Genomic DNA, 24,038 nt, shown 5'->3' on the forward strand with positions numbered 1-24,038 from the left:
GGATTTCGCTGACCGGACCACTGCGGGCACGCGAAAGATCCGGTCCATACGGACCGGATCTCTCACTGCGCGCAGGCTACTTCCAGTCCACCTGGGGTGAGCGGTAGAAGTTGATGCCCTGCGCGGCCCAGATCGGGCCTTGCTTGGCGAGCCGGGCGCGATAGTTGTCCCAGTTGTGCGTCGCGGCCGGGGACCAGCCGATCTCGGCGGCGCCCGCGAGCCGTGGGAACGCCATGAATTCGATATCGGCGCTGGTGCGCAGGGTTTCCGACCACAGCGGCGCCTCGATACCCGCGATCTGGTTCTCCGTCACGCCCTGCAGGAAGGTCGCCGGATCCCAGTTGTAGGCGTCGCGGACCTCGACGTATCCGGCCCAGTGCAGCCCGAGCGGGGTCTGCGGGTTGTACTTCATATCCAGATACGACTTGTTGGCCGGGGACATCAGGATCTTGTTACCCCGCGCGGCGGCCGCCGCCACGTCGGCATTGCTGGTGGCGGGATCCCAGTACTGCGCGACCGCCGAGGTGGGCGGGTTCGCGACGACGATGTTGTGCCAGCCCAGAATCTTCTTGTCATAGGTCGACAGCATCGGCATCACCTTCTCGAAGAAGGAGATGTAATCCGCGCGCGGCGTGCTGTGCGCCTCGTCGCCGCCGATGTGGATATACGGTCCGGGGGTGATCGCCGCGATCTCGCGAATGACGTCCTCGACGAATTTGTAGGTGGTCGGGCTCGCGATGCACAGCGAGCTGTAGCCCACCTCGATATCCGTCCGCGGCGGCACCGGCTTGCCGTCACAGTTCAATTCGCCGTACGAGGCCTGCGCGGCATTGACGTGACCGGGCATATCGATTTCCGGAACCACCGTAATATGCCGCGACGCCGCGTAATTGACGATATCGACGTACTGATCCTGGGTGTAGTAGCCGCCCGGATCACCGCCCACCGCGGTCTGCCCGCCGATTTCGGCCAGCTTGGGCCAGCTCTTGATCTCGATGCGCCACCCCTGGTCGTCGGTCAGGTGCAGGTGCAGTGTGTTGATCTTGTACTGGGCGATCTGGTCGATGTAGCGCTTGACCTGATCCGGCTTGAAGAAGTGGCGGGCCACATCGAGCATCGCACCGCGCCGCGCGTACCGGGGGAAGTCGACAACCTTCCCACCCGCTACGATCCAATCCTGTTTCTGCACAGTCGATTTGTTGATCGCGGTGGGGAAGATCTGGCGCAGCGACTGCACGCCCTGGAACAGGCCGTCGGTGGTGTTCGCCGCCAGCGTGATGCCCTTCTTGTCGACATCGAGCAGGTAGCCTTCGTCGCCGACGCGCGACCCCGCGTCGCCGAGTTGCAGTGTGATCCCCGGCTTGCCGAGGTCGTAGCGCTCCACCACGGGCAACCGGAATCCGGTCGCGGGCCGGAGCAGCCCGGCAAGATATTCGCCGACCTCCTTGGCCTGGTGCTCGGCGCGGATCACGCTGTTCTCGGTGAGCCGGAAATTCGCGTGGCGATCGGCGTTGGCCTGCACCGGAACGGGCACGATATCGGTGACGGCGCGTTCGACGCCGCGGTCGAGCTCGGGTGGGTCATCGGCGCCCGCGACACCGGCGACGCCGGGCAGGACAACCACGGTCAGCGCCGCGGCAACGCCGAATACAAAGGGAGATAAGAACTTCCGCATTGGGTACCTCCGAAAAGAACGGGCGGGAGCACACAGAAGTATGTCCACGAATCCGCCCGACCTGACTGGGGACCAACCCAACTGGGGATCCATTCTGGTTTCTCGGACCGGGCCGAGCGAATTGCGCAGCCCCAGAAAGCATTGGGTGTGAACGGGGTTCGTACTTCGTAAGATTGCCTTGCCGAGAGAAGGGTGATTCCCATGGTCGATGACGACCCGATCGATGCGCTGGCTCGCGAGCACGAGCAGTTGGACGCGGTGCTGGCCCGGCTGCCGCTGGCGACCTGGGACGCGCCGTCGGCGGCGCCGGGGTGGACGGTCACGGATGTGCTGCTGCATTTGGCGCAGTCCGAGGAGTTCGTCCCGGTGGTGGCGGCGCACGGCGAGTTCGTGCAGCGGCCGCCGGGCGTCGAGCTCGACCAGTTGATGGATATGCAGGTGGCGGGCGAACGGGGGGTGACAGGCCCCGAAGTGCTCGAGCGGTGGCGGCGGGCGTGCAAGGCCTCGGTGGCGACGCTGCGTGAGTGTCCACGCGATGCGCGGCTGCCGTGGGCCACGGTGCCGCTGTCGCCGTGGACGCTGGCAAGCACCCGGATCGCGGAGCATTGGGCGCACGCGCTGGACATCACCGAGCCGTTCGGCATCGACTACCCGGATACCGAACGGCTGTGGCATGTCGCCCGGCTCGCTCATCGCACGCTGCCGTACGCGTTCACGGTCGCGGGGGAGACCGGTGGGCCGGTGCGCTGCGAACTCGTCGGACCGAACGGCGACAGCTGGATTTTCGGTGACGCCGACGCCGAATCGGTGATCCGTGGTTCGGCGGCCGAGTTCTGCCGGGTCGGGGCGCAGCGACTGACCGCGGGCAAGAGCCTGCTGTCGGCGACCGGCCCGTACGCCGCCGCCGCGCTGCGCGTTGTGCGCAACTACGCGGTCTGACCGGTGCGTTCACGATCCCTTAAGAGCCGGGGTGCCACGGTGTTCCCATGCGAACCGCCGTGGCCGCTGAGCGTGCCGTACCGCTGAACCGCCATCGCCTGCTCGGCGTCGTCGCCGCGGGCGTTGTCGCGGCGGCGAGCGGCTATTTCGCCTGGCAACCCGGCGCGTCCGCGACGACCGTGACGCCACCGGCGCCGGTGCACCGGTGTGAGCTCGCGGTGCTCGAGGCGGCCGTCACCATCGCCCACCGAGTCCGCGGCGCCGACACCGGGTCCGGCCAGGATCAGGTGTCGCGCATGATCGCCGATCGGTGATGTGATCGACTGTGACGGTGCGTTTGCTGGTAGTCGAGGACGATGCCGGACTGGCCACGGTGCTGGTTCGTGGCCTGCGCGAGGAAGGGCACGCCGTCGATCACGCGGCAACCCTGGCCCGCGCCGACGATCTGTGCTCCTACAACGACTACGCGCTGGTCGTGCTCGACCTCGGACTCCCGGACGGTGACGGGCTCACCCTGTGCCGCAAGCTCAAGGCCGACGGCCGCACCAGGGTGCTCGTGCTCACCGCGCGCGGTAGCGCGACCGAGCGGGTGATCGGCCTCGACTCCGGCGCCGACGACTACGTCACCAAACCGTTCGACTTCGGCGAGCTGGCCGCACGGGTCCGCGCGGTGCTGCGCAGGCCGGTCACCGTCGGCGGCTCGGAGTTGCGGGTCGGCGATATCCGCCTCGATATGGCCACCCACCGGGTTTGGCGTGGCGATGTGCTGATTCCGTTGACCGCCAAGGAGTTCGCGGTGTTGCAGTACCTGATGCAGCAGTCGGGGCAGACGGTCAGCCGCACCGAACTGCTCGAGCAGGTGTGGGATCTGCACTACGAGGGCACCTCGAACATCGTCGATGTCTTCGTCTCCACCCTGCGCCGCAAGCTCGATCTGCCCACCGGCCGGGCCAGCCTCGACACCGTGCGCGGTGTCGGCTTCCACCTGAGGGAGCAATAGCCGTGCACCTCAAACGTTTTCGACTACGGCTCACCCTGTTGGTCGGGCTGACCTCGCTCCTGCTCGTCGGTGCGGTCGCGGTGTACCTGGCCGGTGTGCTCACCGAGCGCACCGAGAACGACGAGCACGCCGCGGCGGCCGAGCGCGCCGCGGTCGCCGCGGGCTGGCAGCATCTCGACACCGCGCCGGACTGGTTGCGCGCCAACGCCTGGGTCTTCGACGCCGACGGCTCGATCGAGCCGCTCGGTGAGACCGATATCGCCCCACCACTCGACGTCGCCGACGAGGCCTTGGCCGATCCCGACGGCGAGGCCGCGATCCGCGAGGTCTGGACGGCGTATATGCACTATCTCGAGGTGGCTCGCATGCGGGCGGACGGCCGCGGGGTGGTCATCGCCTGGGGGCTCGACGATGTCGACGAACAGGTGGACCGCCAGCGCCTGGTGGTCTACGCGATCGCGGCGGGCGTTGTCGCATTGCTGACCCTGGCTACCTGGCTGCTCGCCGGGCGGATGCTCGCGCCGGCACGGCGCGCGCAGCAGTCCCAGCGCGACTTCCTGGCCGACGCGGCGCACGAACTGCGCACGCCGGTCGCGGTGATCCGTGCGACGGCCAGCCAGGCCCTGTCGCGGCCACGGGAATCCGAGGAGTACGTGCGCGCGCTCAGCGAGATCAGGGACGCGACAGAGCGAGCGGGCGAAGGTGTCGTGCAACTACTCGACCTGGCCCGATTGGAGGCGGGCACGGTCGACCTGTCGAAGGTGCCGCTGCGGGTCGACCTGCTCGCCGAGGAGATCGTGGCCACCGCGGCCGCGGGCGGCGCCGCGGTCGAATTGACCACGGCCAGTGCGGCGGTCGTCGACGGCGATGACGTGCTGTTGCGTCAGGCCATCGATAATGTTGTGCGCAACGCGCTTTCGCGCGCCGAGCACGTCTGGGTCGAGGTCGAGCGGCGGGACAAGCGGGTGGTGGTCACGGTGACCGACGACGGACCCGGCTTCGATCCCGCCGTGCTGCCGCACGTGTTCCGTCGCTTCGCGCGCGGGCACGGTCAGGGGCACGGCCTCGGATTGGCTTTGGTGCGTTCGATCGTCGCGTTGCACGGCGGTGAGACCTCGGCGGCGAACCGCACGGAGGGCGGTGCGCTGGTTCGGTTGTCGTTGCCGCTGAGTGCGACTGGTTCCGGCTGAGCCGGCTATCTGTCGTGCGGGAGGATATGCAAGGTCACCGCTAGACCAGCGAGCACGCCGCCGGTGGCGGCCAATGCGGTGGTGACCGATTGTGAGAGCGCGATAACGCCGCCTGCGCAGAACAAGCAGGTCAAGAGGACCAGCACTGCGGTACCGCGCTCCAGGCCGATGATTCGGATGGTTCGGTTTCGCATGATCTTCGGTTACCCGACGCGCGCAGTTATGAAACCGTTACCATGAAGTAGGTTCCGCGCCCCGCTGTGATGTGCGTGTGACGAGCCCGTGCTGATGGGCGTAGACCACCGCGTGGATACGGTCACGGACACCGAGTTTGGCGAGCACCCGGGAGACATGGGTCTTCACCGTTTCCTCGCCGACACCCAGATCAGCCGCGATTTCGGCATTGCTGCGCGCATCGGCGAGCAGCAGCAGCACTTCCAGTTCGCGCGCGGTGAGCTGGTCGACTTCGGCGGGCGTGCGCGCCGGTGCCAGACTGCCCGCGAACCGATGCGCCAGACGGCGTGTCATCGACGGATCGATCAGCGCGTCGCCGCGCGCCGCGATGCGGATCGCGGTGACGAGCTCTTCCGGCGGCAGGCTCTTGAGCAGGAATCCGCTCGCCCCGGCTTGGAGTGCGCGATACAGGTTGGCGTCGCTGTCGTAGGTGGTGAGCACGAGCACGCGGGTCCGGCCCGCGGCGACGATGGCCTCGGTGGCCGCCAGTCCGTCCAGCTTCGGCATGCGCACGTCGAGGATCGCGACATCCGGTCGCAGCCTTGCGGTTTCGGTGATGGCGGCGCGGCCGTCGCCCACCTCGGCGACGCAGTCGAGATCGGCCTGGCTGTCGACGACGGCGCGCAACCCGGACCGGAACATGCTGTGGTCGTCGGCGATCAGCACGCGCAGTGGTGTGGTCATGCGCCGCCGATCGGGATCGCGACCGTGGTGTGCCAGCTGGTGCCCTCCGCGCCGTAGCGCAGCTCACCGTCGAAAAGCTCCGCCCGCCTGCGGATTCCGCGCAATCCGCGGGGCACCTCGGTGCGCTCGCCCGCGGCGCCGGGCGGTATCGGGTTGGTGGCCCTGATCCGAATCCGGTTCGGCCGGTATTCCACCGCGAGCCTGGCGTTTTCGCCGTTGCCGTGGCGCAGCGCGTTGGTCAGCATCTCCTGCACGATCCGGTAGAGGGTGATGTTCAAGGAGTCCGGCAGCGTGACCGCCGAACCGTGCACGGCCAGTTCGACATTCAGCCCGGCCGCGCGCACGGAGCCGAGCAGGCCGTCGATATCGGCAAGCCCGGGCTGGCGCTGGCTGTCGTCCTCGTGGCCGTGCAGTAGATCGAGCTGGCGGCGCAGATCGACCATGGCGGCCCGGCTGCTGGCTTCCACGGCGGCCAACGACCGTGTGGCCGTGGCGTTTTCGGTGTCGGCCATGGCCATGCGCGCGGCGCCGGCATGGATGCCGATGGCGCTGACGTGATGGGAGATCACATCGTGCAGATCGCGCGCGATGGCCTCACGCTCATCGGTGACCGCCCGATCGAGCGCGGCGATATGCTCCTGTTCGCGCAGCCGGTCGCGCTGTTCGAGCTCGGCGACATAGGCGCTGCGCGCCGCCGTATAGCGCCCGACCAGCCAGGACACGCCACCCGCCGAGACCGTCGCGGCCAGCAGCAGCCGCCAGTCGCGGCTGATGGTGCTGCCGACGAGCAGGTGGGTGGTGACGACGCCCGCGCACATCCCGAGCAGGGTCAGCACCGAGGGCAGCCCCGACAGCCACGCACCCGCCCGGTAGCCCGCCACCAGGAATCCGACATCGGCGAACCGTGCGGAGATGCCGTAGCTGTGCAGCACCAGGGCCGTGACCAGCCGCAGCGCCACCTGGATCATGGCGACGACGCCCGCGGTGCGCGGTGGGCCCGCCAGCGCCAGATCGGCGAGTACCACGCCGATCAGCAACAGCACGGTCTGCCACGGCGCCACCGCGAAGGTGCCGCTCATGGCGAGGATGACGCCGTCGACCAGCGCGGCGACCACCGCGACCACGATCGACTGGCGAGCCAGTGACCTGCTCACATCCAACAGCCGCGTCACCTCCCTGACAGTCGCCGACCGCGATCCGGCGCGATCCTACCTTCAGCGCTCTACCGTGATCTCCGGCTCCGACGGTGGCTGATCGAGCACCGTGCCCGAGGCGGCGCGCAGGAATTTGTCGAACATCGCCGCGACGTAGGTGCGCACGAGCGCCGAGCCGCGCTCGGCGGGCAGCGACCCGATGTAGCGCGGGGCGGCGGGCCTGGCCACCGCCGGCACGAGCAGCGGCAGGTCGGTGTAGTCGTAGTGCGCCGTATCCCGCAGCGTCAGTTGACGTTTCCAGCCGGTGCCGCGTCGCCAGAACGCGTCGAGCGAGGGGTTCGCATCACCGACCTCCTCGATCTGCTGGCTCGTCATCACCAGCACCGGCCGGTCGACGCCCTCGGTGACCGACCGCCCGAAGTCCGCGTCGACGCCGAGTTGGCCGTCGAGATCGATGGCGGCATCGATGCGCCGGTCCTCGTGCATCGACTCGACCGCGGTGTACCCGCCGGACGAATGGCCGACCATGCCGACCTTGTCGAGGTCGAGGGCGCGATCGAGGCCGGGCGGCAAGGCGCGGCGTTCGGCGTCCGGATTGCCGCCCTCGGACAGCTGGGTGAGTGCGTCGAGGACGAACCGAGTATCGGCCAGCCTGGCGGCGACGTACTTCTTCCTGATCTCGGTGTCGAAGCCGTTCGGTGGTGGCGCGGCCTTGACGATCCGGCCGCCGGGAAACTCCACCGCGGGCGCCTCATAGGTGGAGTCGACGGTCACCACGACGTAGCCGCGGCTGGCCAGATCCTCGGCCAGCCCGGTGCCGAGCAGTCGTGAGACGCCCGCGCCCGGTGAGTACAGCAGGATCGGGTGCGCGGTGTCGGCCAGCGCGGGGGCGTCGGTGTAGGAGTTGGTCAGCAGGCCGGGTAGTCCGATACCGAGGCGCTTCTCCAACTCCGGCATCACTGCGGTCGAAACATAGTGGGCGCGAGAGCTTTTCGAGATGTCGGCGGCCGGGTAGAACACCGAGACCATCAGCTCGCGGCGCCGCCCCGGCTCGAACGGATCCGGCCGTGCGGCATCGACCAGATGCAGCACTGTTTCGCCGACCGCCGAGGCGCCGCCCGGCTCGGGGAGCACGGTGCTGCCCAGTGGCGCGGCGTCGCTCGCCATCGTGTTCGCGACCACCAGCGCGCAAGCCGATATGGCCACGACGGCCGATCGTTTGAACAACATTCCCCCTCGAGGTGTGGACCCGGTAAGCGGCGAACTCGGCCGCGGGGCCAGACGCTAGCAGGCCAAAACTGTTGCCGCACCGCCGATTTGCGGTTCTACCAGCACGTATCCCCCGTGTGGGGGACACAGGATCCCTCGGCGGCGCGATGAAATGTGCCCGCCGCCACACGTAGCGTGGCACCGACGGCGGACGGTGAAGGAGACCAGATGAGCCAGGTGGAGTTGCTGAGCTACGCGATTCCGGCATTCGCGGTGCTCATGCTCGTGGAGTGGATCGCGTATCGCCGCGATCCGGATCGGCCCGCCAACGGCGGCGCGGGCCGTGACACGGTGGCCAACGTGGCGACGTTCACGGTCGGCAGGCTGATCAAGCCGCTGATGCAGTACGTGATCCCGTTCTCGTCGGTATTGGTCGCTGCCGCGGTGACCCCGCTGCACCTGTCGGCGAAATCCTGGTGGGTGTGGGTGGTCGGGCTGGTCGTCACCGATTTCTGTTACTACTGGGCGCATCGCGCCGACCACCGGGTCCGGCTGTTGTGGACCGCGCACAGCGTCCATCACTCCAGCGAGTACTTCAACCTGTCCACCGCGATCCGGCTGCCGTGGCTGCATCCGGTGGCCACGATGATGCGCGGCTTCTTCTGGGTGCCCGCCGCGCTGCTCGGCCTGGCGCCGTGGATGATCTTCCTGCTGCAGAGCATCGGGCTGCTGTACCAGTTCCCGATCCACACCCAGCGCATCACAACACTGTGGCGGCCCATCGAATTCCTGTTCAACACCCCCGCGCACCATCGCATCCACCACGGTTCGAATCAGCCGTACATCGATAAGAACTACGGCGGCATCTTCATCGTCTGGGACCGGATGTTCGGCAGCTTCGCCGCGGAGAGCGAGCCGATCCGGTACGGGCTGACGAAGAATATCGGCACCGACAACCCGCTGAAGCTGAACTACTACGAGCTCGGGACGCTGCTGCGCGATGTGCGCTACGCCAAGACCTGGCGCGGGCGCATCGGCTACATCTTCGGCCCGCCCGGCTGGACCGAGGACATGCCGCAACCGGCCGCGCCGGCCCGGGAGGGCGAACCACATCTGACGCACTGAGCGACATGCGTTGCGGCCGAGTGATACCGGCGTATCACCCGGCCGTGCCGTGCTGCCGGTGGGCGGGCATGCGCCGGTGCGCCGCGCCGGTGTCGAGGAACAGGCTGATGCCGGTGACCCGATTCGCGCCTGCGGCGAATTCGACGACGGCGACGCCCCGCGCCGCATCGATGTCGACCGTCGCGGTGACCGTCCGGCCCGCCGCGATCAGCTTGTGCCAGCGCATATTCCTGGCCCGGTTGGTGAACTCCTCCACCGAAATCGGTGTTCCCGCAGGCAGTTCGATGACGGTACCGCCACCGAGCAGTGCGCGGACGCGGCCGATATCGGTGGCCGCCGCAGCCGAGAACACCCGGGCCGCTTCACGTTTGCCCGAGCCGCCGACGCCGAGCAGCGCCCGCATCATCCCAGCGACGCCGCCGACGCCCTGGTGTGCGATCAGCTGCGGACCCAGTTTCAGCGCGGCACCGATCCCCGGCAGGCCGGTGCGCAGCAGTTGCATGATCATCGCCCCCAGCTCCCAATGGGCGGCGAGGTGCGCGATCTTCCAGACCCCGTCCTGTTCGACGAGGTCGTAGCGCAGATGCATGGGCACGGCCACGGTGGCGCCGGTCGACATGGTGGTCTCGATCGTCAAGTCGCGCAGCACGGTAGCCGGGCCGACGATGTCGCGCTCGACATGGAACGCGATGGTGTTGGGCGCGATGAAGGTGTCGTAGAACCGCTCGATGGCGGCCGTACCGATATGCGGCCGGGAGCCGACCGGATCGTTCACCACGGCGTCCGCCGTGAACAGGCCGACCCACGCGGCTTTGTCGTGCGCCGCGACGGCGCGCGGCGAGGCCTCAACCGCCGCAAGCAGCTCATCGGCGGCCGATTCCAGCGACATGACAGCCCCTTCGCAGTCGTAGCACCTCGTCGCACCCATGGTAGAACACGTTCTAGTGCGGTAGGTGCGATCCGGGGCGCCGCGATCAGCGGGCCGGGCGCGTCCGTTGCGCTCGGGCGGATTCGGTCAGTTGTAGGCCTTGGTGACTCCGTCGAGCAGGCGCTCGAGTGTGTCGTAGGTGGGGGTTTCGATGACATCGATCAGGTCGGTCGCGACCGGGACCCGGCGTTCGGCGGTGACCTTGGCGAACTGCGCGGTGTCGCCGGTGCGGAAGCCGTGTTCGGCGGCGAGGCGCTGCAGTTCGGCGTCGGTGGTGAGTAGCTTGCCGAGCCGATCGCCCGCGGCCCCGAGCGGCACCAGCGTGTGGCGCGACACCACCGTCGGCGACGGATACATCAGCACCATGTCCGGCTTGATCTGCCCGCGCAGGGTGGCCTCGACGTACTGCGCCTCGTAGATCCACACCAGCGGCGTCGGGCCCATGCCGACCGAAAGATATTGGTTGAACGGACCTTCGGTGCTGTTCTCGGTGTAGCCCTGGCCGACGAACAGGCGCGACAGCGTCGGCAGCACCGCCTGCTCGGCGGCCGGGCCCTGCACGATCGTGTGATTGTTGGCGGCGTATCCGGCGATGGCCAGGTACATGGCCGCGGAGTTCGAACTGCGCGGATCGGTGGTGGACACGAGGATGTTCTTGCGCACCGGGTAGACGGTGTTGTCGGCCAGCTGACTCCACTGGATGTCGTTGTTCACCAGGTACAGGTAGCGGCCCATGTCCAGGGTCGGCACCGGTCCCGGCCGCACGTAGCCCTGCGCGGTCAGCAGGTCGAGGATCGGCCGGAACGTCGCGATCGCCATCGGCGAGGAGAACGGCGTGTACTTGGTGCTGACGTTGCGCTGCCGCTGGATTCGTTCGGCGGCCGTTTCGCTGGACGGGAACGCGAAGTCGTACTTGCCGAGGTCGATCGAGGTGGCGATCTGGCGCGACCCGGCGGAATCGACCTCGAGCTTGATGCCTTTGCGGGCCAGGACATCGACGACCTTCGGATCCTCGAAGAATGCCATCTTCTCCGAGCCGACCACGCCGCGCACGGTGGTGACCTGTTGTGGGGCAGCGGGATTCGCGGCGGGCGCCGGTGCCGAATCGGGCTGCCGGACCGCGATCACCACCGCGATCGCGGCGATCGCGACCGCCGCCGCGACCACGAGTGGCGCGAAACCCTTGCCCGTGAACGGCATTCGGCCGAGCAGTGCGCTCGGCCGAGCGGGTTCGGGCTCCGATGGTGCTGTGGTGGCGGCCGTCCGGGGTGCCGGAGCGGGCGGCGACAATTCCTGGCGGACGATGCGTTCGACGAGAATGGGGATGAAATCCCGGATCGGGTCGCCGTCGAACCGCTGACGCACCGAGCCGACCGCGTTTTCGATATCCGACGCGGAGTGGGTTTCGGTGAAATTCTCGACCAGGCTCTCCGTCATTCGCTGCATCGCTTTTTCTTCGCGGGCAGTATCGACTTCGACTTCCACCAGTAACTCCTCGGCATCGGATCGTTCCGAAAAGCGGGACGGCACAACGGCCTTGCCCGCGCCGCGCAACCCTACCGGCAGATTCCCGGGTCCGACACCGGAGCTTCCCGGCGGTGGATAGTCGTGTCGATGGTGCCGAGGGGCATTCCGGCAGGTGGTGACCTCCGTCGAATCCTGTTCCCGCCGTTGCTGTTACGCCGAATTCAACGCATTATCGACTGTTCGACACCTGATGTTGTTTCGACGTTGGCCGCGCGTCGGCGCGGGCGCCACCGATTATGTCTTCATCGAATACGATGAATTCGCAACACATTGTCCTTACGTGTCGCGGGCTCGCCCTCGGGGCTCACCACCTCGCGCACCGCGACATCATCGGTTTCCACGCGCCAGTCGGCCGCGCCCAGTGCGAGTGCGGCGAGCACCTCGGCGGTGGTCGGGAAATACACATGGGCGGGCGGATCGATAACCCACGACGGCCATTCCGCGTGCCCGCCGATCAGCAACCGGCCGCCCGGCGCGACCGCGTCGGCCGCCCGGCGCAGCACCTTGTCGCGCTCGTCGCCGATCGCGACGGGGGAGTGGAAGAACTGCGCCGTGACCAGATCGAATCGGCCGTCCGGGAACGACTCGGCGAGGTCGTGCCGCTGCCAGTCGACGGCGTCGGCCAGCCCGTCGCGGGCCGCGCGTTCGGCGGCGCGCCCCAGTGCCGTCGCCGACACGTCGACGGCGGTCACCCGCCAGCCCTGTGCGGCCAGCCAGAGCGCGTCGGCGCCCTCGCCGCAGCCGAGATCGAGTGCGGATCCGGGCGGCAGGCCGGCGATCTCACGGACGAGCAGCGGGTTCGGCTGACCCGACCAGATCTGCTCGCGCTGCTGGTAGTGGGCCTCCCAGTAGTCCACGGTGGTCTTCGGCATTTCTTGGTGGTCGTGTGTGTCGGTCACCCCGACCACGATCCACTCGGACGCGCCGGTCCGGCAACTTTCTGTGCCGTTTCGGCAACTGCCCGCCGTCAGGTCGACGGGTCCTCCTGAGCCGGAAGCTCAGGAGTCTCGGATTTCACGGTCGCGACGTGGGTGCCGTGCTTACCGGAGAACCAGCCGACGGCCGATTCGGCGCGCATCCGCTCGACCATGTGCGGGTAGTGCACCTCGAATGCCGGACGCTCGGACCGGATGCGCGGCAGCTCGTAGAAGTTGTGCCGCGGCGGCGGGCAGGTGGTCGCCCACTCCAGCGAATTGCCGTAGCCCCACGGATCATCCACCGTGACCACTTCGCCGTAGCGGTAGCTCTTGAAGACGTTCCAGATGAACGGCAGCATCGATGCACCGAGGATGAACGCGCCGATGCTGGAGATGGTGTTCAGCGTGGTGAAGCCGTCGGACGGCAGGTAATCGGCGTAGCGGCGGGGCATCCCCTCGGCACCGACCCAGTGCTGGACGAGGAAGGTGGTGTGGAAACCGACGAGCGTGGCCCAGAAGTGCAGCTTGCCGAGCCGTTCGTCGAGCATCCGCCCGGTCATCTTGGGGAACCAGAAGTAGATGCCCGCGAAGGTGGCGAACACGATCGTGCCGAACAGGACGTAGTGGAAGTGCGCCACCACGAAATACGAGTCGGTGACATGGAAATCGAGCGGCGGGCTGGCCAGGATCACCCCGGACAGACCACCGAACAGGAAGGTCACCAGGAAGCCGACCGACCACAGCATCGGTGTCTCGAAAGTGAGCTGGCCGCGCCACATGGTGCCGACCCAGTTGAAGAACTTCACACCGGTCGGCACCGCGATGAGGAAGGTCATCAGTGAAAAGAACGGCAGTAGAACGGCTCCCGTCGCGTACATGTGATGCGCCCACACCGCGACCGACAGCGCGCCGATGGACAGCGTCGCGTACACCAGCGCGGAGTAGCCGAACAGCGGTTTGCGGCTGAACACCGGGAAGATCTCGGTGACGATGCCGAAGAACGGCAGCGCGACGATGTATACCTCGGGGTGGCCGAAGAACCAGAACAGGTGCTGCCACAGCAGGATTCCGCCGTTGGCCGGATCGTAGATCTGCGCGCCGAGATGCCGGTCGACCGCGAGCCCCATCAGCGCCGCGGTGAGAATCGGAAAGGCAAGCAGCACAAGGATACTGGTGACCAGGATATTCCAGGTGAAGATCGGCAGCCGGAACATGGTCATCCCCGGCGCGCGCAGGCAGATCACGGTGGTGATCATGTTGACGCCGCCGAGGATGGTGCCGACGCCCGAAACGGCCAGGCCCATGATCCACAGATCCGCGCCGACGCCCGGCGCGTGCTCGATCGCGCTGAGCGGGGTGTATCCGGTCCAGCCGAAATCCGCGGGGCCGCCCGGCGTGATGAATCCGGCGGTGGCCAGCGAGGCGCCGAACAGATACAGCCAGTAGCTCAGCGCGTTCAGCCGGGGAAAGGCGACATCCGGCGCGCCGATCTGCAGCGGCAGTACGCAATTGGCGAAGCCGAACACGATCGGCGTCGCGTAGAACAGCAGCATGATCGTGCCGTGCATGGTGAACAACTGATTGAACTGTTCGGGGGACAGGAACTGCAGGCCGGGCCTGGCCAGTTCGGCCCGCATCAGCAGCGCCATCAACCCGCCGATGAAGAAGAACGACATCGCCGAGAAGATGTAGAGAATCCCGAGCACCTTCGGATCGGTGGTCGTGACCGCCTTGTAGAGGAACGAGCCTTTCGGCCCCATTCGGCGTGGGTAGGGTCGAACTGCCTCGATCTGCGCAACGCTCATGGCGTCCTCCCGAATGGGATGAATCCGGTTGCCGCAGTATGGCACCGGTGCCGCCGGTCACGCAGGCGTTTGGACGGGCCCAGCGATCTTCGCGGTCTCGGCGAGTTCGGCGCCACGCTGCTTGGCGAATTCGGCCCATCCCGGACCGTGCGCCTTCGCCGCGTCCGCAAGCTCGGATCCCTTGGCCGCTGCGGTTTCCGCGAAGGCGCGAGCCTGTAGCGCGGCGTCACGCGCATGCCTGCGCAGTGTTTCCCCGACCGCGCTGTCCGAGGTGCCGATCGGCAGCACCGCCGACATCGCGGCGGCCGCGTGCTCGGCCGCGCGGCGGCCGCGCCAGCCGAGCGATGGCTTGCCCGCGGTATCCGCGCCGGCGATCATCAGGCCGCCGAGCAGACTCACGTCCTTCAGGAACGCGGCGCGCTTGGCCGCGCGTTTGTCCGGATCCGGCTCCGACCAGAAGTCCTGTTCGGTCACCGTCGAAGGGATCACCGTCGCTGCGAGCATCAGCGCCGCAAAGCGCGGCGCCTTGCCGAGCGCGAGCAGTACGCCGCCCGCCACCTGCGTGGTCGCGTTGATCCGCACCACCGTCGCCGGATCGGCGGTCAATCGCCCGCCGACCTGGTCGGGCAGCACCTGCCGTCCGCGCCGTACCAGCGAATCCGCGGCCTTCACCCTCGGCTCTGGATGCAGCAACGTATCGGTTCCGTCCACCACGAAGGCGGCCGCCAACAGCGGCCGGGCCATCCGGCGTAATACCACCATGACATCCCTTTCCTCGGCTGTTAGGGACGCCGTTCCCGCAACCGGCCGCGCCAAACACTCGGCGTGGCATGTCGCGGGAAGCGGTGGTCACTGCGCGAGCGGCGTGGCGGATCTCGGATCGGCGGGGAAGGGGCGGACGGCGTCCGCGGCAAGGAAATCGGTGATGATGCCGGTGACCCGGTCCGGATCCTCGACCATGGGAACGTGGCCGCAATCGGGCAGGACGACGCTGGTGTGCGGGCGCAGGGTGCGATCGAGCCGCGCGCCCGCGCGAGCGGACAGGATGTGGTTCTGCTTGCCCCAGATCGTGCAGATCGGCGGGAAATCCGGGCCCGGCGTGAAGGTGTCGAGCGGGCGGTAACTCGGGAAGTCCTGCACCAGCCCGTGCAGTGCGCCGAGCCGTCCGCGATCACCCCAGTGCGCGGTGAGCCGCTCGGTGCGCTGCATCCGCTGGCTGCGGCCGCGAGATCCCAACTGCTCGTTGACAATTCGCGATACCAGCGCATCGGGCAGTGTCAGCCTGTCCGCCAGCGACGCCAGCGGCAGGCGGGCGTCGAGCCAGGCCAGGCCCGCTGAGCGCCCGGCCCGCACGGTCTTCCAGGTCAACGGGCTGATCAGCACCAGGGCGCGGACATTGCCAGGATGCCGGATGGTGTAGCTCAGCGAGGTGGCCGAGCCGAGGCAGTTGCCGACGAGCACCACATCGGTGAGCCGGTGCGCGGTGAGGAAGGCGTCGAGCATGCGCATGTAGTCGGCGAGCCGGTAACCATCGGCGGGCGGGTCGGATTCGCCGTATCCGGGCAGATCGAGTGCGAACACCTCGTGGTCGCGCCGCAGTGCGGCCACCTGGTCGTCCCAGATATGCCGCTGCGCGCCCGCGTTGTGCAGCAACAGGATCGGCGGTCCGTCACCGGACCGTTCATAGACGACATTTCGGCCACGATGCTCGAAGGTCTCCACGGTGCACTCCTCGCGACGGATCGCCGGTGATCCGTCCTGACACCACGGTAACCGCCGGGTGACGGCGGCAACAGTGCCTGAGGACAACAGTGTCGTATTCAGTTCGCCCGCAGGAATCGCCCGCTCCGGCGCGTGCCGAGTCCAGGACCGGACGCACCCTCGCCGAATACGTACGCACCGCCGACGAGTACCCGCGCGCACCGCGGTGTCGTTGCGGTTCACCATCCTGGACAGATTGTCGAACTCCGCGATGGGCGCCTCGGCATAGCCCTGCACCACCCAGGCGCCCGCGACATCGATGACGCGCGGGGCAGTCCGCGGTGTTCAGCGGTGCTTTCGAGATGGTGGCGATGCGCCCTTCGCGGATGCCGAGATGGCGGACCGCGGACGGCGCGCCGGTGCCGTCGAACCAGCGCGCCCGCGACGATGGTGTCGTACATGGGATTTCATACCTCGATACCGGGGCGCACCACCTTGCCGGTGGCATTGCGCGGAAGGGGTGCTGTGGTGAGCCGCCAGCGGGCGGGCACCTTGTAGTAGGCGAGCCGCTCGGCCGCGAACGCGCGCAGTTCGTCCTCGGTGGTCGCCGCCGCGTCGTCGAGCACGACCAGCGCGGCCACCTGCTGGCCGAGATCGTCGTCGGGCACGCCGATCACCGCGGATTCGCGCACCGCGGGATGGTCGTCGAGGCACTGCTCGATCTCGGTGGGATAGACGTTCTCGCCGCCGCGCAGGATCAGATCGGAGCGCCTGCCGGACAGGCGCAGCCTGCCCTGTTCGATGATGCCGATATCGCCGGTGCGCAGCCAGCGGTCCGGGGTGATCGCGGCCGCGGTGGCCGCCTCGTCGTCCCAGTAGCCGAGCATGACATACGGTCCACGCACCCAGATCTCGCCCTCGGTGCCGTCGGGCGCCTGTGCGCCGAGCGCGTCGCGGATCTGCACGCTCGCCCCGAGTACCGGCCGTCCGACGGTATCCGGGAACGCCGCGAGCTCCGGCGGCGAGGCGAAGGTGGCCGCGGTGCTGCATTCGGTGAGGCCATAGCTGGTCACCAGCGCGGTGCGCGCGACGGGCAGCCGCTCGCGCAACTGCTGCTGCAGCGCGTTCGAGGTCGGCGCCGAGTTGATCGAGAGCTGGGTCAGCGTGGCGAGATCGTACTGCGAAAGGTCTTGCTCCAGTACCCTGCTCGCCATCGTCGGGACCGGCGCCCAGTTGGTGATCCGCTCGCTGTCGATCAACCGCAGCACCCGGTCGGCGTCGAACGAGCCCTGGTTGATCACCGTGGTGTCGCCGGTGACCAGCCGCGGGATGACCAGATTGTGCAGGCTGGCGATGTGGAACAGCGGGGAGGTGAGCAGATACCGTCTGCCGGCGGGAGCGGAACCTGCGGAGCGACCAGAAGATACAGCCAGATCATCCGTTGATCCCTTTGCGAAGGCGGCGGCGAGCGCGTCGTTGAATCGGTGGTATTCGACGACGGCGAGCACATTGCGCTGCGAGTGCACCACGCCCTTGGGCCTGCCGCTGGTACCGCTGGTGTACAGCACGACCGCCGGATCGTCCTCGGCCACCGGGGTATTCGGTACATCGCCGGCGCCGTATTCGGCGATCAGCGCGGGCAGGTCGTGCTCCATGGTCAGCACCGGGACGTCGATGCCCGCCTCGGCGGCGAGCGCGGCGCGTTTGGCGTCGGCGATCAGTACGGTGGGCGTGGTATGCCCGATGCCGTAGGCGATTTCGCGCGGCGTCCACCAGGCGTTGTAGCCGACGGCGATGGCGCCGAGCCGCTGCGCCGCCCAGAACGCCACCACCCACTCCGGCGCGTTGGCGGCCAGAATGCCGACCCGGTCGCCCTTCTGGACGCCGTAGTGGTCGCGCAGCGCCCTGGCCAGCGCGTTCACCTCGGCCGCGTGCTCGGTGAAGGTCAGCCGCCGGTCCGCGGTGACGAGGTAGTCACGTTCGCCCCACGCGGTGCCCGCGTCGAGCACCTCGGTCAGTGCGCGCTTGCGGTGCTTCATCACCGGCTCGACGGCGCCGAGCACCTTCTCCTCGACGATTTCGAACGGGCCGCCCGGCCCGGTCAGCTTGCCGATGACCTGGAGCGCGAGTGCCTGGGGATCAGTGGGATCGGTCATTGTCGGTACTTTCCTCCTTCGCCGCGAGCTGTCGCCGCGGGTCCTCGCCATGATGGATTCGCCATCGGCCCGCGCAGGGCACTTCGCGTCATCGCGGTATCACCGTGGCGCGAATTTCTCGTCATCGTGCCGCTCACGGCACCAGCACCGCGCGCCCGCCGACCAGCCCACGCTCCAGCCGATCCAGCGCGTCGCGGCCGTCGGCGAGGTCGTACTTCTCGACCTCGATCCGCAGCTTGCCCGCCTCGGCGAGGGCAACCGAGTCGATCAGGTCGGATTTGGTGCCGCCGTAGGACTTGCGCACCGAGGCGCCCCATGGCCAGCCGGGCCCGCCCGCCGGGGCGGCGGTGAGTTCCGGTGCGCCGCCGCCGAGTCCGACCATCCGATAGGCACCGTTGGGCGCCACCGATTCCACGGCGAGTTTCGCGGTCTGATCGACGCCGACGAAATCGAACACCGCCTCGGCGCCGCGGCCGTCGGTGCGGTCCAGGATCTCTCGTGCGGTATCGGCCCCGCTGAGCAGCCATTCCGCCGCACCGCAGCGGGCGGCCAGGTCCAGCTTGTCCTCGCTCACGTCCACCGCGATGATCCTGGCCGCACTGACCGCCGCGAGTATCTGCACCGCGACATGGCCGAGCCCGCCGACGCCGATCACCACCGCGGTCGAACCGGGCCGAAGCTGGTCGCGCACACCATGAATCGCGTGATAGCTGGTCAGCGCGGCATCGGCCAGCGGCGCGGCCTGCAGGAAATCCATCTCGCCGATCGGCACGAACGAGCGCGCCGGGATGCGGATGTACTCGGCCATCCCGCCGTCCGGGCCGAGGCCGGGACACGGCGGCATCGCGGTGCGTCCGGCCGCGCGGCACACATTCTCGTTGCCGCTCACACACTCCCGGCACACGCCGCACGACCAGCAGAGGTAGACGATGCCGCGCTCACCCACCGCCCGGCCGCCGACCTCACCGCCGATCGCCTCGATCGTCCCCGCGACCTCGTGGCCGAGTGTCAGCGGCTCCGCGCGCATCGTGAACGGGAGGTGCAGCACATGCAGATCCGAATGGCAGATACCGGCCGCGCCCACCCGCAGCAGCAGCTCGTCCGGTCCGATCTCGGGCACCGGCACCTCGCGCAGTTCCAGGACGCCCGGATCGGTGAGCTGGAGCGCGCGCATCACGCCACCGCCGAAAACGCCGCGCGCAGATAGGCATCCGCCCGCGCCGACCCCATGATGCCCGGCTCCATCTTGTTCATGGTGTAGGCGAAGGTGATCCGGCGATCCAGATCGTTGACCACGATCGCGCCGCCGTATCCGGCCCACCAGCAGACGCGCCCCTCGGGCACCTGCGGCTGGGTCTGCGGTTGTGGCAGCCCGTAGCCGATGCCGAATCGCAGCGGCACCATGATGGCCAGATCCACGCCGTCCGACTGCTGTTCGAAGATCAGGTCGATGGTCTTGTCCGACAGCAGCCTTCGCCCGTCCAGCTCGCCGCCGCAGGACACCAGCGACTGCACCCTGGCCACGGACCGCGCGTTGCCGTGCCCGTTCACCGCGCCGTTCTCGGCCTGCTGCCATGCGGGCGTCGCGGTTTCGGCGATATCGAGCAGCGGATTGGTGAGCGTCTTGACCAGGATGCTGTCCTGATCGAGCAGCGACATGTCGAATTCCAGTTCCGGAGCCGGGATCAGCGTCGCGATCCGCGATCGGTGCTCGGGGCCGGTGCCGATGTGGAAGTCGGCGCCGAGCGGCCCGGCCAGCTCCTCGGCGAAGAACTCGCCGAGGGTGCGTCCGGTGATCCGCTGGACCACCGTCCCGATCAGATGCCCGTAGTTCAGGCAGTGATACCCCGATGCGGTGCCCGGCTCCCACCACGGCGGTTGCGCCGCCAGCCGCGCGGCCGAGGCCTCGACGTCGTAGATATCGGCGAGCGCGATCGGCGGCTGCCAGCCCGAGACGCCGGAGGTGTGGCCGAGCAGGTGCCGAATCTCGATGTCGCCCTTGCCGTTCGCGGCGAACTCCGGCCAGTAGTGCGCGACCTTCTCGTATACGTCCAGCTCGCCGCGGTCGACGAGCAGCAGCGCGGACAGCGCGGTCATGGTCTTGGTGATGGAGAAGACGTTGGTGATCGTGTCCTCGGTCCACGGCTCGGCGCCCGCGCTGTCGCGGTGCCCGCCCCAGATATCGACGACGGGTGTGCCGTCGACGGTGACGCAGATCGATGCGCCCGCCTCGGCGCCCGAGGCGAGCTGTTTCGCCAATTCCGTTCGCACACCGGCGAATCGATCGTCACAGAATCCTTCGATAGTCATCCGGTGACCCTCTCAGACGTGCTCGAGCGTGCGTGCCGGAACGGGCAGCGCATGTCCCGCCGCCGCGGCGCGCTTGGCGCCCCTTGCCATTTCCCGCTTCATATCCCGCACGTATGCCTCGAATTCGATCTGGATGGTGTGCCGGGGCGAGTCGTAGTAGCGCCCGGATCGGCGCTGCTCGGCCTGGCGGATGACGGTGTTCATCTCGTCCTCGGTCGGTGGCAGATAGTCGCCGGTCAGATAGGCGGCGACCAGCTTGCTCTGCTGTTCGGCGAAATTGACCAGCGTCGGCAGCGGCTGGGCCAGGCCGAGGAAGAACAGGTTGTCGATGCCGGGCTTCATCATCTGCTTGAACAGCGGGAAGCGATTCCTGCTGTCCGGCACCAGGTTCGGATCGTCGAAGAACGGGAAGCTGATGTGGTATCCGGTGGCGCAGACGACGACGTCCACCTCCTCGGCGCTGCCGTCGGCGAAGCGCACCCGCGAACCCTCCAGCGCGGTGATCGCCGGCTTGAACGCGATATCGCCGCAGCCGGCTCGGTGCAGGAATTCCTCGCTGGCCGACGGATGTGCCTCGAACGGTTGGTGATCCGGCGCGGGCAGACCGTAGAACGGCATCTCGCCGCGGAACTTGCGCACGAAGCGCTGCTTCAACTTCATGCTGATTCTGCGCGGAATCCACGCGGGCACACGCTGTTTGTCGCCGACCTTGCCGTGCACGTATTTCGGCAGCACCCAGACCCCGCGCCGCGCCGACACCGTCAGCTTCGACGCGACGAACCGCTGCGACAGCTCCGAGGCGATATCGAGGCCCGAGTTGCCCATGCCGACCACCACCACGCGCTTGCCGCGCATGTCGACGGGGTCGAACGGATCGTTGTAGGCGTGGCTGTGCATCAGTACGCCGTCGAATTCGCCGGGATAATCCGGGGTCCGTGGATCCCAGTGGTGGCCGTTGCACACGATGAGCGCGTCGTAGTCGCGGGTCCGCCCGTCGTCGGCGGTGACCAGCCAGCGGCCGTCGGAATGGCGCTCGGCGCCGGTCACCCTGGTGTTGAACAGGATTCGGTCGCGGAACCCGAAATGGTCGACGTAGTCCTTGAAGTACTGGAACAGCTGTGAATGATGCGGGAAGTCAGGCCACTCCGCGGGCACCGCGTAGTCCTCGAACGCGAGCCGGAACTTGCTGGTGTCGATGTGCAGCGATTGGTAGCAGGCCGACATGCCGTTGGGGTTCTTGAAATACCAGTTGCCGCCGACCTCGTCGGAGGCCTCGAAGCAGTCGAACGGAATGCCGTGATCCTGCAGGCGTTTGGCGGTGGTGATCCCGGAGGGGCCCGCGCCGATGACGGCGACCCGGGGGAGCTTGCGTTGAGTCATTCAGTGGTTCCTCTGCCGTGACGTAGGCAACAAAGTAACACTGGCTAGACTCGGTGTCTAGTGACTGACATGGTGTCTAGTGAACGCCGCCCGGCGCTAGACTTGCACACCGGAAGTCGCACGTGATCACCAGTTTTCGCGGAAGGAACGAGGGAGCAGTTGCCCGCCAATTCGAAGCAGAGCCTGCGCGACGAACAGAAGCTGCAGACCAGGGCGAGGCTGCTCGACGCGGCCAAGGACCTGTTCGCCACCCGCGGCTACGCGGCGGTCAGGGTGGACGAGATCGCCGCGGCGGGCGGCGCCAGCCGGGCCACCTTCTATCTGCACTTCACCAGCAAGCTGGAGGTGCTGCGCGCGATCGCCGAACAGAGCACCGCGCCGAGCGCGCTGCACTTCTACGAGGATCTGGACCGGGTGCTCGACACCGGCTCGCGCGCGGAGTTCGTGGCCTGGATGACGCGCGCCATCGCCTGGTTCCACGAATACAAGGACCTGCTGCCCGCCTGGGACGAGGCCACGGCGCTGGAGCCGGAATTCCGCGAGATCGCCCGCCGCGGCATCCTGGCACTACCCAACGCCATGACCTCCTACCTGGCCCGCTGGCCCGCCGCGCGGCGGGACGAGGCCAGGCTGCGCGTGGAACTGCTTGTCGCGCAACTGGAGCGGTTCTTCACCCGATGGGCCATGCAGGGCACCATCGACGTCACCGCGGCGCAGGCCGCCGAGGTGCTCACCGATATCTGGTTTCCGGCGCTGCAAACGCCCGCACCCGCTCAGGCGGGCAGCGAGTAGCTCTGCTGCTTCCTGCTGCCGGACAGCTTGATGGTGACGACGGTGAACACGCCCGCCCGCGGATTCGACAGCTCGAGGTCGATCGGCTCCTGCTGACGCCTGCCGCCGACGCAGTGCGGCACGCACAGGTTCTTGTCGTCGATACCGGTGCCGCGCGCGCCGTCGGCATCCCAGTGCTCCCAAGTGATGTCGGTGACGAAATGGTTGGCGTCGGCACAGGTGATGGCGAGGTGCGCGGGGCGGACGTGCGGTTCGGAAAGACAGTTCATGACGGTGGTGGCCGCCGTCTGCACGGGGGCGGCCTGCGAGGCGGTACAACCTGCGGTGAGAGCGAGCGCGGAGACAGCAACGGTACAGCGGAACAACTGCATGGAACTCCTCCTGGCGATCGGCGTTGATCGGGTCGGCAGGCAATGTAGCCCACTGTTCGCTGACTTCGGCGGCGGCGGGTCCGAAGGCACCGATTTGATGGTGGCCTGCAAAAGTGTCGGTGCCGTACGGCATCATCTGTGCACGCAGCCATCCACGAATTGCTCGGAGTGCACCATGCCGTCGCCTAGAACGAAGCCACAGCCCTTGTCGGACACGGAGATTCAGCAGATCGCCACGGACATCGCCGTTGGTCGCCCGCCCATGGTGTGGTTCACCGCGGCCGCGGTCGGCGTGCCCGCGGGCAGGTCGGGAAAGGTGGTCGCGCTCGGCGACCCGTCCGACGGTGACTTCCTGCAGGTGCGACCGACCGGTTCGAAGGATGTACTGTCCTTTTCTCCGACCGAAGTGACGTTGACCAAGCCGCCGCGGGACCGGGCGGCCACCCAGCCGAAGTCGACAACCAGGAAGGACTCCACCGTGACCCAGCCGTCGACCGTGACGAGCGCGCCGACCCCGCCCCCCGCTCCCGCGCCGAGCCCGGCGAGCGTCGCCCCCTCGCCCGCGCCGCCGAAGCCCGCCGCACCGGCGGAGGATGTGGCCAAGCCCGCCGCCGCGCCCAAGCCCGCCAAGGCGCCCGGCGCCGCGCGCAAGACCGCCGCCAAGACGCCGGAGGTCACCGTGACCCTCACCGGCACCGCCGACGGCGAATGGACCGTCGACGTCGTCAACGGCAAGAAGCGCACGCTGCGTGGCCTCTCCGTGCCGAGTTCGGCTGTCGCGCAGGCGGCCAAGCTGCTGCACCCCGAGGTGGCCGACGTGGTTTCCGGCATTCTGGACGCCGCACGCGACGTGCAGCGGGCCAAAGTAGAGCAGCTGGCGGCCGAGCTGGCCGCGGCCAAGCGGCTGCTGGACGACCTCGACGACTGAGTAGGACAGACCC

Annotated in this window: 22 protein-coding genes and 1 pseudogene; 7 read left to right on the forward strand and 16 right to left on the reverse strand. The window is 68.0% G+C overall.

What is annotated here, in order from left to right; all coding sequences use genetic code 11:
* Positions 1-76: 76 nt before the first annotated feature.
* A complete protein-coding gene (locus ACIG5A_RS34040) occupies positions 77-1,675 on the reverse strand; it encodes a beta-N-acetylhexosaminidase (protein ID WP_397247685.1) in 1,599 nt (532 codons plus the stop codon).
* 201 nt (positions 1,676-1,876) lie between these two features.
* Here ACIG5A_RS34040 and ACIG5A_RS34045 point away from each other — a divergent pair, with 201 nt between their 5' ends.
* From ACIG5A_RS34045 to ACIG5A_RS34060, 4 genes are read left to right on the forward strand one after another with little or no spacing between them, the layout of a single operon-like run.
* Positions 1,877-2,614: a maleylpyruvate isomerase family mycothiol-dependent enzyme gene (locus ACIG5A_RS34045; protein WP_397247687.1), complete on the forward strand. Its 738-nt coding sequence runs from the start codon at positions 1,877-1,879 to the stop codon at positions 2,612-2,614.
* 47 nt (positions 2,615-2,661) lie between these two features.
* Complete coding sequence (locus ACIG5A_RS34050) at positions 2,662-2,928, forward strand: hypothetical protein (RefSeq protein ID WP_397247689.1); 267 nt, start codon at positions 2,662-2,664, stop codon at positions 2,926-2,928.
* A 17-nt stretch (positions 2,929-2,945) separates the two neighbouring features.
* Positions 2,946-3,614 (forward strand): response regulator transcription factor, encoded by a 669-nt coding sequence (locus ACIG5A_RS34055; RefSeq protein WP_397247691.1) that lies wholly within the window; start codon positions 2,946-2,948, stop codon positions 3,612-3,614.
* Positions 3,615-3,616: 2 nt separating this feature from the next.
* Positions 3,617-4,804: a sensor histidine kinase gene (locus tag ACIG5A_RS34060; protein WP_397247693.1), complete on the forward strand. Its 1,188-nt coding sequence runs from the start codon at positions 3,617-3,619 to the stop codon at positions 4,802-4,804.
* A 231-nt stretch (positions 4,805-5,035) separates the two neighbouring features.
* Here ACIG5A_RS34060 and ACIG5A_RS34065 read toward each other — a convergent pair whose 3' ends face one another.
* From ACIG5A_RS34065 to ACIG5A_RS34075, 3 genes are read right to left on the reverse strand one after another with little or no spacing between them, the layout of a single operon-like run.
* Positions 5,036-5,722 carry a response regulator gene (locus ACIG5A_RS34065; protein ID WP_397247695.1) on the reverse strand — a complete coding sequence of 229 codons (687 nt, stop codon included), beginning with the start codon at positions 5,720-5,722 and terminating at the stop codon, positions 5,036-5,038.
* Positions 5,719-6,894, reverse strand: coding sequence for a sensor histidine kinase (locus ACIG5A_RS34070; RefSeq protein WP_397247697.1), 1,176 nt, complete (start codon positions 6,892-6,894; stop codon positions 5,719-5,721). The genes ACIG5A_RS34065 and ACIG5A_RS34070 overlap by 4 nt, the downstream gene beginning before the upstream one ends.
* Positions 6,895-6,936: 42 nt before the next feature.
* On the reverse strand, positions 6,937-8,082 hold the full coding sequence (locus tag ACIG5A_RS34075) for an alpha/beta hydrolase family protein (protein ID WP_397247699.1): 1,146 nt from the start codon (positions 8,080-8,082) through the stop codon (positions 6,937-6,939).
* Between the two features lie 231 nt (positions 8,083-8,313).
* Here ACIG5A_RS34075 and ACIG5A_RS34080 point away from each other — a divergent pair, with 231 nt between their 5' ends.
* Positions 8,314-9,210: a sterol desaturase family protein gene (locus ACIG5A_RS34080; protein ID WP_397247701.1), complete on the forward strand. Its 897-nt coding sequence runs from the start codon at positions 8,314-8,316 to the stop codon at positions 9,208-9,210.
* A gap of 34 nt (positions 9,211-9,244) precedes the next feature.
* Here ACIG5A_RS34080 and ACIG5A_RS34085 read toward each other — a convergent pair whose 3' ends face one another.
* The 11 genes and pseudogenes from ACIG5A_RS34085 to ACIG5A_RS34135 all read right to left on the reverse strand — a co-directional run bounded on the left by ACIG5A_RS34085 (position 9,245) and on the right by ACIG5A_RS34135 (position 21,934).
* Positions 9,245-10,099 carry a nuclear transport factor 2 family protein gene (locus ACIG5A_RS34085; protein ID WP_397247703.1) on the reverse strand — a complete coding sequence of 285 codons (855 nt, stop codon included), beginning with the start codon at positions 10,097-10,099 and terminating at the stop codon, positions 9,245-9,247.
* A 126-nt stretch (positions 10,100-10,225) separates the two neighbouring features.
* Positions 10,226-11,623: a three-helix bundle dimerization domain-containing protein gene (locus ACIG5A_RS34090; RefSeq protein ID WP_397247705.1), complete on the reverse strand. Its 1,398-nt coding sequence runs from the start codon at positions 11,621-11,623 to the stop codon at positions 10,226-10,228.
* A gap of 284 nt (positions 11,624-11,907) precedes the next feature.
* Positions 11,908-12,537, reverse strand: a complete 630-nt coding sequence (locus ACIG5A_RS34095; protein WP_397248017.1) for an SAM-dependent methyltransferase — start codon at positions 12,535-12,537, stop codon at positions 11,908-11,910.
* 95 nt (positions 12,538-12,632) lie between these two features.
* Complete coding sequence (ctaD, locus tag ACIG5A_RS34100) at positions 12,633-14,387, reverse strand: cytochrome c oxidase subunit I (RefSeq protein ID WP_397247707.1); 1,755 nt, start codon at positions 14,385-14,387, stop codon at positions 12,633-12,635.
* A gap of 57 nt (positions 14,388-14,444) precedes the next feature.
* Positions 14,445-15,149, reverse strand: coding sequence for a DoxX family protein (locus tag ACIG5A_RS34105; RefSeq protein WP_397247709.1), 705 nt, complete (start codon positions 15,147-15,149; stop codon positions 14,445-14,447).
* An 87-nt stretch (positions 15,150-15,236) separates the two neighbouring features.
* Positions 15,237-16,109: an alpha/beta fold hydrolase gene (locus tag ACIG5A_RS34110; protein ID WP_397247711.1), complete on the reverse strand. Its 873-nt coding sequence runs from the start codon at positions 16,107-16,109 to the stop codon at positions 15,237-15,239.
* Positions 16,110-16,207: 98 nt separating this feature from the next.
* Positions 16,208-16,549, reverse strand: a pseudogene (locus ACIG5A_RS34115) (hypothetical protein).
* Between the two features lie 6 nt (positions 16,550-16,555).
* Positions 16,556-18,244 carry a class I adenylate-forming enzyme family protein gene (locus ACIG5A_RS34120; RefSeq protein ID WP_397247713.1) on the reverse strand — a complete coding sequence of 563 codons (1,689 nt, stop codon included), beginning with the start codon at positions 18,242-18,244 and terminating at the stop codon, positions 16,556-16,558.
* A 133-nt stretch (positions 18,245-18,377) separates the two neighbouring features.
* Complete coding sequence (locus tag ACIG5A_RS34125) at positions 18,378-19,418, reverse strand: NAD(P)-dependent alcohol dehydrogenase (protein ID WP_397247715.1); 1,041 nt, start codon at positions 19,416-19,418, stop codon at positions 18,378-18,380.
* Entirely contained in the window at positions 19,418-20,554 is a 1,137-nt protein-coding gene (locus ACIG5A_RS34130; protein ID WP_397247717.1) for a serine hydrolase domain-containing protein, read from the reverse strand. The genes ACIG5A_RS34125 and ACIG5A_RS34130 overlap by 1 nt, the downstream gene beginning before the upstream one ends.
* 12 nt (positions 20,555-20,566) lie before the next feature.
* Complete coding sequence (locus ACIG5A_RS34135) at positions 20,567-21,934, reverse strand: flavin-containing monooxygenase (protein WP_397247719.1); 1,368 nt, start codon at positions 21,932-21,934, stop codon at positions 20,567-20,569.
* Positions 21,935-22,093: 159 nt separating this feature from the next.
* On the opposite strand from ACIG5A_RS34135, the gene ACIG5A_RS34140 reads away from it, so the two are divergent.
* Positions 22,094-22,726, forward strand: a complete 633-nt coding sequence (locus ACIG5A_RS34140; RefSeq protein ID WP_397247721.1) for a TetR/AcrR family transcriptional regulator — start codon at positions 22,094-22,096, stop codon at positions 22,724-22,726.
* Here the strand turns inward: ACIG5A_RS34140 and ACIG5A_RS34145 are convergent.
* Positions 22,708-23,097, reverse strand: coding sequence for a hypothetical protein (locus tag ACIG5A_RS34145; protein ID WP_397247723.1), 390 nt, complete (start codon positions 23,095-23,097; stop codon positions 22,708-22,710). The two genes, ACIG5A_RS34140 and ACIG5A_RS34145, sit on opposite strands and share 19 nt — an antisense overlap.
* Positions 23,098-23,302: 205 nt before the next feature.
* On the opposite strand from ACIG5A_RS34145, the gene ACIG5A_RS34150 reads away from it, so the two are divergent.
* On the forward strand, positions 23,303-24,025 hold the full coding sequence (locus tag ACIG5A_RS34150) for a DUF6319 family protein (RefSeq protein ID WP_397247725.1): 723 nt from the start codon (positions 23,303-23,305) through the stop codon (positions 24,023-24,025).
* Positions 24,026-24,038 lie beyond the last annotated feature (13 nt).

It is taken from the genome of Nocardia sp. NPDC052566 (genome assembly GCF_044547285.1).
Taxonomy (GTDB): domain Bacteria; phylum Actinomycetota; class Actinomycetes; order Mycobacteriales; family Mycobacteriaceae; genus Nocardia.

Coding starts and splice junctions, on each gene's coding strand:
- ACIG5A_RS34125 (WP_397247715.1), bottom strand. CDS start 19,418: ATGCGCGCGCTCCAGCTCACCGATCCGGGCGTCCTGGAACTGCGCGAG.
- ACIG5A_RS34095 (WP_397248017.1), bottom strand. CDS start 12,537: ATGCCGAAGACCACCGTGGACTACTGGGAGGCCCACTACCAGCAGCGC.
- ACIG5A_RS34105 (WP_397247709.1), bottom strand. CDS start 15,149: ATGGTGGTATTACGCCGGATGGCCCGGCCGCTGTTGGCGGCCGCCTTC.
- ACIG5A_RS34085 (WP_397247703.1), bottom strand. CDS start 10,099: ATGTCGCTGGAATCGGCCGCCGATGAGCTGCTTGCGGCGGTTGAGGCC.
- ACIG5A_RS34145 (WP_397247723.1), bottom strand. CDS start 23,097: ATGCAGTTGTTCCGCTGTACCGTTGCTGTCTCCGCGCTCGCTCTCACC.
- ACIG5A_RS34040 (WP_397247685.1), bottom strand. CDS start 1,675: ATGCGGAAGTTCTTATCTCCCTTTGTATTCGGCGTTGCCGCGGCGCTG.
- ACIG5A_RS34130 (WP_397247717.1), bottom strand. CDS start 20,554: ATGACTATCGAAGGATTCTGTGACGATCGATTCGCCGGTGTGCGAACG.
- ACIG5A_RS34045 (WP_397247687.1), top strand. CDS start 1,877: ATGGTCGATGACGACCCGATCGATGCGCTGGCTCGCGAGCACGAGCAG.
- ACIG5A_RS34120 (WP_397247713.1), bottom strand. CDS start 18,244: ATGACCGATCCCACTGATCCCCAGGCACTCGCGCTCCAGGTCATCGGC.
- ctaD (WP_397247707.1), bottom strand. CDS start 14,387: ATGAGCGTTGCGCAGATCGAGGCAGTTCGACCCTACCCACGCCGAATG.
- ACIG5A_RS34080 (WP_397247701.1), top strand. CDS start 8,314: ATGAGCCAGGTGGAGTTGCTGAGCTACGCGATTCCGGCATTCGCGGTG.
- ACIG5A_RS34065 (WP_397247695.1), bottom strand. CDS start 5,722: ATGACCACACCACTGCGCGTGCTGATCGCCGACGACCACAGCATGTTC.
- ACIG5A_RS34050 (WP_397247689.1), top strand. CDS start 2,662: ATGCGAACCGCCGTGGCCGCTGAGCGTGCCGTACCGCTGAACCGCCAT.
- ACIG5A_RS34135 (WP_397247719.1), bottom strand. CDS start 21,934: ATGACTCAACGCAAGCTCCCCCGGGTCGCCGTCATCGGCGCGGGCCCC.